This window comes from Niabella soli DSM 19437, from assembly GCF_000243115.2.
GTDB lineage: Bacteria > Bacteroidota > Bacteroidia > Chitinophagales > Chitinophagaceae > Niabella > Niabella soli.
The window spans coordinates 572,797-585,832 of the sequence record NZ_CP007035.1 but is presented as its reverse complement, the minus strand read 5'-3'; the positions used below and the strand labels follow the sequence as shown (position 1 = coordinate 585,832).

Genomic DNA, 13,036 nt, shown 5'->3' with positions numbered 1-13,036 from the left:
AACTATATTTTCACACCAATAGCATTATCGCCCCAACGGATAAACCACTGAAGGACTTTTACAGAAATAAAAATCACCAGTACCAGCACAACTCCCGCTATCAATAAGACCGGTAGTATCACAGATTTAGCGCTTCCCTTATGTTTTCCCTCTGTATAATGCTCTGTAAGCAGCTTAACATTTTTCACATTCGCCTTATAAGCAAAATCAAAGAACCAGCCCAGTACCGGTATGGCGCCCACCAGGGCATCCAGCGAAGCGTTGATGATCATTTTCGTGACCAGCTTTCCCGAAGCGCCGTATTGCAGCATCGTTATTATTAACCCAATCGAAATAAAATAACCACTGATGTCGCCTACTACCGGTATGAGGTTCAGTAAGGGGTCCAGCCCGAACCGGAATCCGCCCACCGCAAACTGCTCGTCCATCAGCTTACTGATACGCTGTACTGTTTTTAAACGGGGATCGGTATTTTGCGAAGCGGGAGGTTGTGGCATAACGTGCATTTTAGAATAATCGATGACCTTGCAATAACAACAGTTCTGTTTTTTGTAAGGCGGCAACAGATATAGAATCCGTTATCTGCCCTGTTTCCACCATTTTAAAAGCCTCTTTTAAAGGAAGCTTCTTTATCTGCAGTTGCTCGGTATCTTCCGGCTGTGGGATCTTTTGTATAAGGCCTGAGGCAAGGTAAACGATTGCCAGTTCGTCCGACACAGAATTGGACAAATGCATCCGCAGCAATTCCTTCCAGTTGTCCGCTTCCAGTCCGGCCTCTTCCAGCAATTCGCGTTTAGCGCTTTCTAACGGATCACTTCCTTCCGGACAGCCTCCTTCGGGCAGCTCCCAGGTGTATGCATCAATAACAAAGCGGAACTGCCCGATCAGATAGGTATTCTCCTGCTCATCTAACGCCACAATCCCGATCGCAATATTTTTAAAATGCACTTTACCATAGATCCCCTTACCTCCTGAAGGGTTAATTACATTATAGGCGGTTACTTTGATCCATGGATTATCATATACTTCATTTTTATCCAAAACCGTCCAGGGATTTTCCGTAACACTCATTTGGTACTTTTTTTGTGTTATAAAAATAACAATTATTGTTCCACAAACAGTTATACAATATTTATAAAGATAAATCGTTTAGATTTGTATATTGATTGTACGCAACACTTTAAAATCAAAAATTATGAAACAGATTTTCTTCGCTGCAGGCGTCGCTTCGCTGATGATGTTGGCTTCCTGCGGAAATGGTTCATCAGAAAAAGCAAATTCCGACTCCACCGCAACCGCAGCCACCGTTGATTCAACTGCAACACCGGCGGCAGCCCCGGCTGCGGAAGGGACCCAGGTGGCAATGGCCAATCTTCAATCGACAACGGACAGCACCAAAAACCTGGGAACCGCCAAATTTTACAAACTGGCAGACGGCAAAATAAGACTGGATATAGAAATCAATATGCCGGAAAGAAAAGACAGCAATGTGGCCGTGCATTTTCATGAGCATGGAGATTGTGGTATGAAAGGCGAAAACTCACACGGGCACTGGAACCCTACCAATGCTAAACATGGCGAATGGGGCTCAGCCTCCTTCCATGCCGGCGACATCGGCAATATTAAATTAGACGCCACCGGTCACGGCACTAAAAGCGTTACCACCGACCTGTGGAGCGTAGATGCAGGTAACAAAGATATTATCGGCAAAGCGGTTATCGTGCATGGCGGTACAGATGATTATAAAACCCAGCCAAGCGGCAACAGCGGCCCGCGTGTGGGATGTGGGGTTATTACTAAAATGTAAGACGAAATTTAACTTCAAAAAAGGCTGCAACATTTATTGCAGCCTTTTTTTATTACCAGCGGCGCGAATAACACATTGATTTTACAATGTAAATTGAATACAGCCAATGAGGTATGTTTTTAAATTATGAAAACCAATCATTAATAGTGCCGTCGTTTTATCGGAACGAACCCCGGCTTTTGTCGGGGCGAAGCCGGGAGAAGCGATCGGAGCAATCCCGTTCTTTAACGATGAAATTTACCTTCGGTGAAAAAGTTCTCTTCGCCCTCCCCGTTCGACCGTCGTCCGGGCGGGCTGCGTCTGGCTCATCATTGACGCTACCTTACTACTATCCTTTCCGCTTAAACGGACCTTGTGGAGCGATCAGTTCCAGGTTAGTGCCATCGGGATCCCGGAAATAAACCACCGCCGTGCCAAAGCCGGATTTTAATCCGTCTTCCTCCTGGAATACGATGGGCTCTCCTTCCGGTTCCACTTCTATCTCTTTTAAGCGTTTAAGGGCTGCCTCCATATCATCTACTTCAAAACAAAGGTGCATGGCGCTGATCTGGTTGTTTCTGTAAGAAGCCTTTTCTGCCTCAGGAATTACGTACTCCAGTATATCCATGTTCAAATTATCCAGGTGCAGGTTGGCGTAGCGGATCCGGGTATCTTTTAACCCTTGTACCTGGGCCATTCGTTTACCGCCGATCTCGTCCCGGTTGGATATTTTGATGCCGGTTAACGCTTCATAGAATTGAATCGATTTCTCCAAATCCTTTACCGTAATCCCTACATGGTTGGCGCGGCTAAAGCCTTTTGTTTGCGTATTCTTTTCCATTGTGTTTATTTTTTATTTCCGGCAGGTACTGCACTATTGCAAACCTGCAAGCTGTAGGTTAATAAATTGCAGTTCTTCTGTGGTCAGTTCCAGGCTCATGGCCTCTGCATTGGCAATGGCCTGCGCCGCATTGCGTGCTCCGGCCAGCACTACGCTGATGCCCGGTTGCAGCGTGGTCCAGCGTAATACTAATTGAGCCAACGTGACCCCTTTGTCTGTTGCAATGGGCTCGATGGATTGCAGCAGGGTTTTTACTTTGTCCAGGTTAAATTGTGTAAAATAACCATTGCGGTGGTCGTCACTTTTTAAACTACCTTCTTTAAAATATTTGCCGGCAAGCAAACCGCGCTCCATGGGGCTATACACAATAATACCGGTATGCGTTGCTGATGCGTAAGATACCAGGTCTTTTTCAATGCTGCGATTGAGCATACTGTAGGGCACCTGGTCACTCGCGGGTTTCAGGGTTTGAGCAGCTTGCTGTAGTTGAGCCACGCTGTAATTGCTTACACCGGCAGCGCGTATTTTCCCCTGTTGAATCAGCAGTTCCAGGGCTTCCATGGTTTCGCTGATGGATGTGGTGGCATCCGGCCAGTGGAGTTGCAACAGGTCAACATAATCTGTACCGAGGCGCTTTAAGCTTTCTTCTATTTCTTTAATTACATTTTCTCTGGAGGCATATTTATAAACCGGAATGGTCTTTCCATTGTCTGCAGCATCAAAGAAAAATTCACCCTTCCCCTTATTACTTCCATCCCATACCAGTCCGAATTTTGTCAGCAACTGGATTTTGGAGCGGTCTTTTCCTTTAATAGCTTCACCCACCAATTCTTCGCTTAATCCAAATCCGTAAAAGGGTGCCGTGTCTATTGAGGTTACACCATGATCTAAGGAAGCGTGGATGGAGTTGATGGAATCCTGTTTTTCATTGCCGCCCCACATCGTACCGCCAAGGGCAAAGGCGCCGTGTGCAATAACGGAGAGTTCCAGATCGGTTGCTCCTAATTTTCTGTATTCCATAATTTGAATGTTTTTAATTTTTAAATTGGTTTTATTATTTCCCGCTGATTTGCGCGGATGATCCTATTCTATGCTCTGTCTGCGCCGTTCTGCGGGAAACCTTAGGCTGCTATTTGTGGTGTTATCACTGTCTCAAATACTTTTGATAAATGCACCCTGTAACGTTCCATATCCCGCACCACGTCTGCATTTTTTTCGATGTCGTGGAAGTGAAAGCTTATTAAGGGCTGCATACCTGCAAAAGCGTTCATCCGGTGAAATCCAAATAACGGGCCATCATCTACGCTGCGTTCTTTAAAAAACTCACCGGGCAATGTAAACGCCGTTTCGGGCGCATTCCAACTGGTGGTCAGCATATAAGTTTTATCATGCAGCATTCCACCGGTTCCATAATTGATATCCGGATTTTCTGAAGACCGGCCGTCGCTGCGGTAAATGCCCTTGCGGTGCCCCGCGGTAAACACTTCATCAATGTATTGCTTAAACCCATGAGGCAACTGGAACCACCAGATGGGCGTATGATAAATGATCGTATCTGCCCATACAAACTTTTCCACTTCTTCAGCGGGATCATAGCCATCGGCAATTATAGTTTGGCGGACTTCCACACCCGATTGATCGTTGAAAAATGCCACGGTTTCGGCTGTTACTGTATTATTAAACCGGCCACCGGAATGCCCGAAATGTTGCCCTGCGTTAATGATCAATATCTTTTTCATATATCTCTTTTTTAAATTGACAACACAAAATTATTATGGAAATAATTATCAGGGAAATAATATAATTTATAGATTTGTATTATAAAAATGATAATTAATTATGGTCAACCTGGAATGGTACCGCACTTTTAAAGCCATTTATCAAAGCGGCACGCTTACCGGAGCAGCGGAGAGCCTGTTTATTTCCCAGCCGGGCGTGAGCCTGCATCTGAGCTCGCTGGAAAGCTATGTAGGGTATAAATTGTTTGAACGCGCTGGTCGTAAAATGGTGCCTACAGAGCGGGGCAAGATCCTGTACAATGCAGTATCAGAAAGTCTTTCCACATTGGAGGATGCGGAAAAAAATTTTCAACGCAGTACCGAAAAACATACGCCCACCATCAGCATCGGTATGTGTTTTGAAACCTTCCAGATCACACTGGAGCAATATATTTCTACCCTGAACTTTAATGTCATCATCCGTTTTGGCGATTATCATGAAATGTCGGACAACCTGGATAAGGGGATCCTGGACCTGATCATAACGCCGCATAAAGGCAGTTCTGCAAAAATTGAGCACCAGCCGTTTTCATCGGAAACAATCGTGTTGGTGGCCGGTAAAGAGCTGGAGGATGCTCCTTTTCAAAAACTGGTAAAACAGAAAAAATATGCGGCGGCGGAAGACTGGCTAAAACAACAAAAATGGTATGGCACTACGGGCGACATGGAGCACCTGTTCCGTTTCTGGCAACTCAACTTTGGCAACACGCCTGATTTTCGGCCAAATTATATTGTACCCAATCTGAACTCCATCGTCCGGTGCCTGAGCAGCGGTAAAGGACTGGCGGTGATCCCGGACTTTTTATGTCATAAAGAAATTGAAAGCGGGCAGGTAAAGCTGGTATGGAAAGGGCATAAACAGCTAAAGAATACGCTTTATTTCGCCTGCCGGAAAAACACTACCCACGCTAAAGAAATTGAGCTGATCAAAAGTTTGTTTAGAAAGGTGATGAAGTAGGTTAGTATGAACCCGTTTAGAAAAGCGCTAACCCCTAACAAGGAAATTTACATGCCTGCTTTTTGCCTTTGAATACCGCTTTATTATAAGATATTTATCTTTAGCAAACAATATAGCAATTGTTCATCAAAAAATTAATTGAAAGATGCAACCTCAATCTTTTAAGAACCATATCCGTTTCTATGCGCCGCATCATTTCATTTTTTACCCGGTGCTGATGGTGCTGGTATCTTTTGCTGTTTACCGGGTTTTTACTGATGTGGCCCTTAGGGAGATCTGGATCTTTATTGCCATTCTATTGCTTTTGACCGGATGGCTCTCATATATGTTGCGTCAACATTACGCGTTAACCTTGCAGGATCGGCTGGTTCGACTGGAAATGCGGCACAAATATTTTGTATTGACCGGGAAAGACTTCGAACCACTGGAAGCAAAAATATCATTCGGACAAATAGCGGCGCTGCGTTTTGCACCCGATGAAGAACTGGAAGCATTGGTTGCAAAAGCTATTCAGGAACATCTTTCGCCACGAACGATCAAAACGCTTATCCAGCGCTGGAAAGCAGATGCCATGAGGGTTTGAGGCCCTTACCGGCTACAGATTTTGCTTTTTTAATTCGCTTACTGCATGCTCCACTGCACGGGCTGTAAAAGCCATATAGGTTAAAGAAGGATTTACACAACCCGCCGATGTCATGAACGAGCCATCGGTCACAAATACATTCGGAGCGTCCCATACCTGGTTCCACCTGTTCAACACGGAGGTCCTGGGATCAGCCCCCATCCGCGCCGTACCCATTTCATGAATGCCCTGCCCCATTATGCTATCATTGTCGAAACCATACACCTCTTTTACCCCTGCTTTTTCCAGCATTTCCTTTCCGTCACTAATGATCTCCTTGCGCATTTTATATTCATTATCTCTCAATTCCGCATCAATTGCCAGTACATTCAGTCCCCATTTATCTTTCCGGTTCTTATCCAGGCCTACCAGGTTATCATGATAAGGCAGTACTTCGCCAAAACCTCCGATCCAAACGTTCCAGCCTCCGGGTTCGCAAAGGGCTTCCTTCAGCGCCACCCCAACCGCCAATTCCTCCGCCGCCTGTGTGCCCCGGCCCCGACCCGCGCCGCCCTGGTAACCAAAACCGCGGATATAGTCCCGTTTTTCTCCGTTCAGGTTCCGGTAGCGGGGAATATACACGCCGTTGGGCCTGCGCCCATACGTATATTTGTCTTCGTAGCCTTCCATCCGGCCACCTGCCCCCGATCCCAAATGATGATCCATAAGATTATGCCCCAGCTCACCGCTGCTGCTGCCTAACCCGCCCGGCCATACCTCCGTTGCGGAATGCAGTAATACCCAGGTACTATTGAGTGTGGAGGCGTTCAGGAAAACGATCTTTGACTTATATTCATACGTTTTATTAGTTTCCGCATCCAGTACTTCCACGCCTGTTGCGCGTTCCTTATCCTTATCGTACAAAATTTTTGTCACAATACTCCAGGGACGCAGGGTAAGGTTGCCCGTTTTTATGGCCGCAGGCAATGTGGACGATTGAGTGCTGAAATAGCCGCCATACGGACATCCCAATCCGCATTTATTACGATACTGGCATTTGTTACGACCGGGCAATGCTTCTGTAAGATGCGCGCAGCGCCCGATGATCATCCGCCGCTGATTGTTGTAAGCCGTCTTAATACGGGCTGCCACATCTTTTTCCACAATATTCATATCCATGGGCGGCAAAAACTGTCCGTCCGGTAACTGCGGTAAGTTTTCCATGCTACCACTTACCCCTATAAAGCGCTCCACATGATCGTACCAGGGCGCAATTTCCTTATAGCGCACCGGCCAGTCGATGCCAATTCCTTCTTTCGCGTTGGCTTCATAATCAATATCGCTCCAGCGATAGGTTTGTTTGCCCCATAACAACGAGCGACCGCCTACCTGGTAACCCCGAAACCAATTGAATTGCTTTATTTCCGTGTAAGGTGTTTCTGCGTCATTAGCCCACCAGTCGAGATTAACCTCACTGGGACCAAACCCGCGGATACGATTGGGGTTGTGTTCTTTTTGCGCCCGGGTCATGCTGCCCCGGTGCTCAAATTCCCAGGGGCCCTTACCGGCATTAACATAATCGGTTATATGCTTTATATCCTTGCCGCGTTCCAGCAGCAGCACTTTCAGTCCTTTTTCACAAAGCTCTTTCGCGGCCCATCCGCCACTGATACCGGAGCCGATCACTATTGCATCATAAGTAGTATCCGCCATAATCATTGATTTTTTTTAAAAACTGCCGGGATGTTGCCGTTGCAAACAATTCGCTGTTATTTGAAACGAATATACCATTTTTTAAAACAAATGCAATCGATTACATAAAGCAGGTACTATTTTATTTTCTCACAGATTTTCCGGATTTACACAGATTCTTTTATTTTCCGTTATATCGTTCGGTTAACGATTCTAATAATGATCTCGGTATCAAAATTACCACGATGGACTTACCGATGCTGCTTCATCGTAATCAAAGCAGGCAACGTGCTCATTAGCTGAGAGGAATTGCAGGCCCCAGGATTGCTTTCGAAATGGGTCGTACCGATGATACTCGATCCTTTATATTTGGCTCATCACTCCGGAATAAATTCCGAAGTTAGCTGAAGAACGCAAGCCTCTGGCTTTCAGTTGCATTTGACATAGTGTTGAATCAGTAGAAATTTCCAGTCGGGGAACGTTGAAGAAGCGTAGCCCCGGTTTAATGGGTCAACAAGGGACTTTAGTTCCTTGTTAAGGGTGCGCAACTAAAAGCGGAGAGCCAGCGGCTCGGCCTATAAATTGACGCTGTAATGATACCATTTGTCAATCAGAATCGCAAGTATTTTAATAAAATTGATTCCCGTTCACTATAAGCATACTTATTTAAGTACAGATGTTGCCGATAACGCGGGTTACCTTCAAAATAAAAGGAATCAACGGATATCTAAGAAAAGAATCTGCGCAGGTCCGCGGGAAATATACCGGCAAATCTTCCCGGCCAGCTTTTTGAATCATCCTCTCCGTCTTTTAAGCTCGGTCTGGATCAGTCCCAGCTCCCGCCCTGTTTGTCCTTTAACAGATGTATTTTCCTGCGCGCGCCGCATCAGGTAAGGCACCACATCATCAATAGGTCCGAAAGGCAGGTATTTGCTTACACTGCAACCGGCGGTAGCGAGATTAAAGGTAATGTTATCGCTCATGCCATAAAGCTGACTGAAATGTACGTGCGGATGGTTCAGTGGAAGATTATTTTTATAAAGGAACATTACCGCTTCAAGATTACTTTTTTCATTATGGCTGGCAACGATCAATGCAATGCGATCCAGTCGTTCCAGGCAGAATCTTATACCGGTATCATAGTCTTTATCCGTAGTTTGTTTATCCGGCTGAATGGGTGAGGGATATCCCTGGGCCTGTGCGCGCGCGCGTTCTTTTTCCATATAAGCACCTCGTACCAGCTTTACCGCCAGTATAAAGCCCCGCTCCGCTGCGGCCTCATAACAATCTTTTAAAAACTGCAGGCGATCGTGCCGGTACAATTGCACTGTATTATAAATGACTGCTTTGGTTTTATTAAAAGAATCCGACATCAGAATCGTTAACGCATCTACGGGATCCTGGATCCAGGTTTCTTCGGCATCGATCAGCACGCCCACATTTTTCTCAGCAGCCCGTTCGCAAATACGCAACAGCCGTAAACGCACCCTGTGCCATTCTTCTTTTTCTTCTTTATTTAACTGTTCCAGCACATACAGATAACGTTTGATCAGCGTGCCGGTAGCCCTATTCATTTCCCGGTCAATTTTTTCCAGCAAAGAAAAACGGGAGAACCCCGTAACTTTTACGCTCATAAAAGGGATATTGGGCTGTGTGGCCGCATAATCGATCACTTTTATAAACTCATCTGCCGCATGATCATATTCGCGGTCGCCGTCTTCCCCACCTTCCACGCCATAATCCAGGATTACTTTTACGTTGTACTGCCCCAGTTTTTGAGCCACTTTTGCAGTTTCTTCCAATGTTTCGCCGCCAACAAATTGTTTGAAAATGGTATTCCGTACCATTCCTTTTATGGGCAGCTTGTTTTTTATCGCCCAGGGGGTCAACCTTGTACCCACCTGCACCAATGCCGGCTGGCCCATTAGGGCAAACAGCAACCTGGCCTTACGGAGCTCTTTATCGGTTTTGTATTTAAATGCGAATTCTGTGTTATCAAACGATACGGGTGCGCTTTTGTCTTGCATATAACCAAAGAAATATCCCGCAAAGGTAAGGTGTCGCCTGTTCCAACAGTTAAAAAAAGCAAAGGCTTTTTAAATTGCTTCCGTCCGTTTACTTTTGCACCAAATTTCTAAAAATGGCAAAAAACCCTGCGGACAGCTTAATTGTGATGACTGAATTAGTGTTACCCAACGATACCAATACTTTTGGTAATCTTATGGGGGGGCGATTGATGTACTGGATGGATATTGCCGCCGCCCTTTCGGCTCAAAAACATGCGAACCTGCCGGTGGTTACGGCTTCTGTTGACAATATATCTTTTGAGAACCCGATCAAACTTGGCAATTCGGTTCATATTGAGGCAAAAGTTACCCGGGCCTTTAATTCTTCAATGGAAGTGCATATGATGGTGCACGGCGAAGACCTGGTGAACCGGTATCGTTATAAAAGCAATGAGGCCTATTATACCTTTGTGGGGCTCGACCCTTTTGGCAAACCGGCGGCCGTTCCTGCGCTGGAACCCGTTACTGAAGCCGAGCTCCGGCTTTTTGAAGGCGCTCTACGCCGCCGGCAATTACGATTGATACTGGGCGGCAAAATGAAACCCAATGATGCCGCAGAGTTAAAAGCGCTGTTTCAGCTATAGCTGTTTTGGGAATGCTGCTGTTGTACCCAACGTGTAAAAGCAACAATATTTATATATATTAGCAACCGGTTACAACTAAATCATTATGAAGATAGCAATCATTAACGGCCCCAACCTGAACCTGCTTGGACAGCGGGAACCGGGTATTTATGGCAGTTCCAGCTTTGAGGATTTTTTTAACGAGCTGAAAAAAAAATATACTGCCATACAGTTCTACTATTTTCAAAGCAATATTGAAGGAGAGCTGGTGAGTGCGTTGCAGCAATATGGATTCGGCTATGATGGTATTATTTTAAATCCCGCTGCCTATACCCACACATCAGTTGCCATCGGGGATGCCATTGCCGCAATAAAAACCCCGGTGATTGAAGTACATATCAGCAATGTGCATGCCCGGGAAGCCTTCCGGCATTTATCGCACGTGAGCGCAAAGGTAGCCGGCAGTATTATCGGGCTGGGATTAAAAGGCTATGAACTGGCCCTAACCTATTTCATCGATTCTAAAAAATAAAATTAACGGTCCTATGAGCGCTTCCAAACAGGCATCAATATTTAGTCTGATTGTAGTTGTTGCAGCCCTGGGTTATTTTGTCGACATTTATGATCTGTTGATATTTAGTATCATTCGCATCCCCAGTTTAAAGGAGCTGGGGTTATCTGCAGAGCAGATCAAAACCGATGGCGAACTGATCCTTTCTGCGCAAATGGCAGGATTATTATTGGGCGGCATTCTCTGGGGCATCCTGGGCGACCGCAAAGGACGCGCTAAAGTATTATTCGGATCGATCTTCATTTATTCTATTGCTAATATTTGCAACGGTTTTGTGCACTCAATACCGCAATATGTGCTGGTGCGGTTCCTTGCAGGCATTGGACTGGCAGGAGAATTGGGCGCCGGCATCACCCTGGTGGCAGAATCGCTTCCTAAAGACAAGCGTGGGCTGGGAACGGCTGTGGTGGCGGGTTTTGGGGTATTGGGCGCTGCGGTAGCCTTCTTCATAAAAGAAGCCTTCCATTGGCGCACCTGCTATTTTATTGGCGGCGGGCTGGGTATTGTGTTGCTCTTGCTGCGGATCTCCGCCCTGGAATCGGGGATGTACCACGAAATGAGCAAGACGGCATCAAAAAAAGGCGCTTTCTTCATGTTCTTTAGCAGTTGGGAACGTTTTACCAAATACCTGAAGAGTGTTTTAATTGGGCTGCCCACCTGGCTGGTCATCGGGATACTGATCACTTTCAGCAGTGAATTTGGCAAGCAGTTTGGCATAGCAGAAGATATTGACCCTGGGAAATCAGTGATGTATGCCTATATCGGTTTAGCTATTGGCGATGTGGGCATTGGCCTGATCAGCCAGTGGCTCAAAAGCCGGAAAAAAGCACTTTATATTTTTTATGTGTTTACTATTATTTCCATCGTTCTTTATTTTACGCTGCAATGGAATGGAACGGCTTCCGGTATGTATACCCTGTGTTTTTTAATGGGGTTCAGTATTGGTTTTTGGGCCGTTTTTGTAACAGTAGGAGCAGAACAATTTGGCACCAACCTGCGGGCTACGGCGGCCACAACCGTTCCCAATTTTGTGCGGGGGCTGCTGCCGGCCATGCTTTTTATCTTTAAGGAGATCCGCTCGCTGAATGGTGTGGGCTATGTAAACGGGGCTATTATAACTTCTATCATTGTGATGGCGGTGTCAACGGCTGCCGTTATAACCTTGCCGGAAACCTTTCATAAAGACCTGGATTACGAAGAGGCTTAAATGTAATTGGTGTTGGCTAAAAAATATTTTTGGCCCGCAGAATACGCTGATCCTTGCCGATGGCGAGGCACAGATAAGCTTAGTTCTCGTTCTTCTGTGATAATCAGCTTCCGATAAATCGGAATGCAGGAGACTCATATCAGGAGCAACATCCGAAAAGCCTTCTTTGCCAGAATCCCAACTGGCGGCTTTTTTAGTCAGCCCGGATTATATAGATTTACACATAAAAGCGGGAAACGAACTCATTTAAAGTTTATTTTTCTGACCTTTGAAGAAGTCCTATATTTCATTATGCAAAATAAGCCTCCTTTCCGGGCCACCATCCTTCACCGGTTGCGTGCCATACACCGTTTTTTTCTCTCCACTATTGCAGGCCTCCTTATTGGCTTTGCGGCCAGCAGGTTCACATTACCCCTGATGATGGACATTTTGATTGGCTGGATCTTTTTTTGCATCAGTTATCTTTCCATATGCTGGTATGTGATCTACACCACACCGCATGAATATATTGTAAAAAAAGCCGCTATTGAAGACGGAGGCCGGGCCTTTGTTTTCATTTTTATCCTGATCACCTGTTTCGCCTGCCTGGGCACGGTATTGAGCATTATCGTTAATGCAAGACAGCACAACCTCAGCAAATTCCTGTGGATGCCGGTATCCATTGGCGGCATCATTTTGTCCTGGTTATTGGTGCATACCATTTATATTTTTCATTATGCCCATCTTTATTACCAGGGCGGATCCGCCGGCAGCGGTCTGCGTTTCCCGGAAGATAACAAACCCAACTATCTTGATTTTGCTTATTACTCGCTTTGTATGGGGTGCACCTTCCAGGTCTCCGATGTGGATACTACCTCTAAAAAATTAAGGTATGTGACCATGTACCATGGCCTTATTTCTTTTGCGCTTAATACGTTCCTGGTGGCGCTTACCATTAATATTATTTCGGGGATGATTAACTGAACGCGGCAACTGGTTACAGGTTACTGGTTGCAGGTTCAGGGAATGTTCC

The 13,036-nt window shown here is 45.8% G+C and carries 14 protein-coding genes; 7 read left to right on the top strand and 7 right to left on the bottom strand.

Features of this window, described 5'->3' with window-relative positions:
* Nucleotides 1-2: 2 nt before the first annotated feature.
* On the bottom strand, nt 3-497 hold the full coding sequence (locus NIASO_RS02385; protein WP_008583825.1) for a DUF4112 domain-containing protein: 495 nt from the start codon (nt 495-497) through the stop codon (nt 3-5).
* 10 nt (nt 498-507) lie between these two features.
* Nucleotides 508-1,071 carry an NUDIX domain-containing protein gene (locus tag NIASO_RS02380; protein ID WP_008583827.1) on the bottom strand — a complete coding sequence of 188 codons (564 nt, stop codon included), beginning with the start codon at nt 1,069-1,071 and terminating at the stop codon, nt 508-510.
* A gap of 124 nt (nt 1,072-1,195) precedes the next feature.
* On the opposite strand from NIASO_RS02380, the gene NIASO_RS02375 reads away from it, so the two are divergent.
* Nucleotides 1,196-1,807 (top strand): superoxide dismutase family protein, encoded by a 612-nt coding sequence (locus NIASO_RS02375; RefSeq protein WP_008583829.1) that lies wholly within the window; start codon nt 1,196-1,198, stop codon nt 1,805-1,807.
* 328 nt (nt 1,808-2,135) lie between these two features.
* Here the strand turns inward: NIASO_RS02375 and NIASO_RS02370 are convergent, their stop codons facing one another.
* The 3 genes from NIASO_RS02370 to NIASO_RS02360 all read right to left on the bottom strand — a co-directional run bounded on the left by NIASO_RS02370 (nt 2,136) and on the right by NIASO_RS02360 (nt 4,366).
* Nucleotides 2,136-2,627, bottom strand: a complete 492-nt coding sequence (locus tag NIASO_RS02370; RefSeq protein ID WP_008583831.1) for a VOC family protein — start codon at nt 2,625-2,627, stop codon at nt 2,136-2,138.
* Nucleotides 2,628-2,660: 33 nt separating this feature from the next.
* Nucleotides 2,661-3,647: an aldo/keto reductase gene (locus tag NIASO_RS02365; RefSeq protein ID WP_008583833.1), complete on the bottom strand. Its 987-nt coding sequence runs from the start codon at nt 3,645-3,647 to the stop codon at nt 2,661-2,663.
* 101 nt (nt 3,648-3,748) lie between these two features.
* Nucleotides 3,749-4,366, bottom strand: coding sequence for an NAD(P)H-dependent oxidoreductase (locus NIASO_RS02360; RefSeq protein WP_008583834.1), 618 nt, complete (start codon nt 4,364-4,366; stop codon nt 3,749-3,751).
* 100 nt (nt 4,367-4,466) lie between these two features.
* On the opposite strand from NIASO_RS02360, the gene NIASO_RS02355 reads away from it, so the two are divergent.
* Both NIASO_RS02355 and NIASO_RS02350 read left to right on the top strand, forming a co-directional pair.
* The gene (locus NIASO_RS02355) at nt 4,467-5,363 is read left to right on the top strand and encodes a LysR family transcriptional regulator (RefSeq protein ID WP_008583836.1); all 897 of its coding nucleotides are present in this window, start codon (nt 4,467-4,469) and stop codon (nt 5,361-5,363) included.
* A gap of 145 nt (nt 5,364-5,508) precedes the next feature.
* On the top strand, nt 5,509-5,946 hold the full coding sequence (locus tag NIASO_RS02350) for a DUF6526 family protein (RefSeq protein ID WP_008583839.1): 438 nt from the start codon (nt 5,509-5,511) through the stop codon (nt 5,944-5,946).
* Between the two features lie 12 nt (nt 5,947-5,958).
* Here NIASO_RS02350 and NIASO_RS02345 read toward each other — a convergent pair whose 3' ends face one another.
* Both NIASO_RS02345 and NIASO_RS02335 read right to left on the bottom strand, forming a co-directional pair.
* A complete protein-coding gene (locus NIASO_RS02345; protein ID WP_025298639.1) occupies nt 5,959-7,638 on the bottom strand; it encodes a GMC oxidoreductase in 1,680 nt (559 codons plus the stop codon).
* 773 nt (nt 7,639-8,411) lie between these two features.
* Nucleotides 8,412-9,644 carry a proline dehydrogenase family protein gene (locus tag NIASO_RS02335; protein ID WP_008583842.1) on the bottom strand — a complete coding sequence of 411 codons (1,233 nt, stop codon included), beginning with the start codon at nt 9,642-9,644 and terminating at the stop codon, nt 8,412-8,414.
* Nucleotides 9,645-9,757: 113 nt separating this feature from the next.
* Between NIASO_RS02335 and NIASO_RS02330 the strand changes: the two genes are divergently transcribed.
* From NIASO_RS02330 to NIASO_RS02315, 4 genes are all read left to right on the top strand, one after another.
* Nucleotides 9,758-10,267 carry an acyl-CoA thioesterase gene (locus NIASO_RS02330; RefSeq protein ID WP_008583844.1) on the top strand — a complete coding sequence of 170 codons (510 nt, stop codon included), beginning with the start codon at nt 9,758-9,760 and terminating at the stop codon, nt 10,265-10,267.
* An 85-nt stretch (nt 10,268-10,352) separates the two neighbouring features.
* Nucleotides 10,353-10,778 carry a type II 3-dehydroquinate dehydratase gene (gene aroQ / locus NIASO_RS02325; protein WP_025298637.1) on the top strand — a complete coding sequence of 142 codons (426 nt, stop codon included), beginning with the start codon at nt 10,353-10,355 and terminating at the stop codon, nt 10,776-10,778.
* Between the two features lie 13 nt (nt 10,779-10,791).
* Nucleotides 10,792-12,024 carry an MFS transporter gene (locus tag NIASO_RS02320; protein WP_008583848.1) on the top strand — a complete coding sequence of 411 codons (1,233 nt, stop codon included), beginning with the start codon at nt 10,792-10,794 and terminating at the stop codon, nt 12,022-12,024.
* Nucleotides 12,025-12,315: 291 nt separating this feature from the next.
* Nucleotides 12,316-12,987 carry a DUF1345 domain-containing protein gene (locus NIASO_RS02315; RefSeq protein ID WP_025298636.1) on the top strand — a complete coding sequence of 224 codons (672 nt, stop codon included), beginning with the start codon at nt 12,316-12,318 and terminating at the stop codon, nt 12,985-12,987.
* Nucleotides 12,988-13,036: the final 49 nt, after the last annotated feature.

Coding starts and splice junctions, on each gene's coding strand:
- NIASO_RS02385 (WP_008583825.1), bottom strand. CDS start 497: ATGCCACAACCTCCCGCTTCGCAAAATACCGATCCCCGTTTAAAAACA.
- NIASO_RS02380 (WP_008583827.1), bottom strand. CDS start 1,071: ATGAGTGTTACGGAAAATCCCTGGACGGTTTTGGATAAAAATGAAGTA.
- NIASO_RS02375 (WP_008583829.1), top strand. CDS start 1,196: ATGAAACAGATTTTCTTCGCTGCAGGCGTCGCTTCGCTGATGATGTTG.
- NIASO_RS02370 (WP_008583831.1), bottom strand. CDS start 2,627: ATGGAAAAGAATACGCAAACAAAAGGCTTTAGCCGCGCCAACCATGTA.
- NIASO_RS02365 (WP_008583833.1), bottom strand. CDS start 3,647: ATGGAATACAGAAAATTAGGAGCAACCGATCTGGAACTCTCCGTTATT.
- NIASO_RS02360 (WP_008583834.1), bottom strand. CDS start 4,366: ATGAAAAAGATATTGATCATTAACGCAGGGCAACATTTCGGGCATTCC.
- NIASO_RS02355 (WP_008583836.1), top strand. CDS start 4,467: ATGGTCAACCTGGAATGGTACCGCACTTTTAAAGCCATTTATCAAAGC.
- NIASO_RS02350 (WP_008583839.1), top strand. CDS start 5,509: ATGCAACCTCAATCTTTTAAGAACCATATCCGTTTCTATGCGCCGCAT.
- NIASO_RS02345 (WP_025298639.1), bottom strand. CDS start 7,638: ATGGCGGATACTACTTATGATGCAATAGTGATCGGCTCCGGTATCAGT.
- NIASO_RS02335 (WP_008583842.1), bottom strand. CDS start 9,644: ATGCAAGACAAAAGCGCACCCGTATCGTTTGATAACACAGAATTCGCA.
- NIASO_RS02330 (WP_008583844.1), top strand. CDS start 9,758: ATGGCAAAAAACCCTGCGGACAGCTTAATTGTGATGACTGAATTAGTG.
- aroQ (WP_025298637.1), top strand. CDS start 10,353: ATGAAGATAGCAATCATTAACGGCCCCAACCTGAACCTGCTTGGACAG.
- NIASO_RS02320 (WP_008583848.1), top strand. CDS start 10,792: ATGAGCGCTTCCAAACAGGCATCAATATTTAGTCTGATTGTAGTTGTT.
- NIASO_RS02315 (WP_025298636.1), top strand. CDS start 12,316: ATGCAAAATAAGCCTCCTTTCCGGGCCACCATCCTTCACCGGTTGCGT.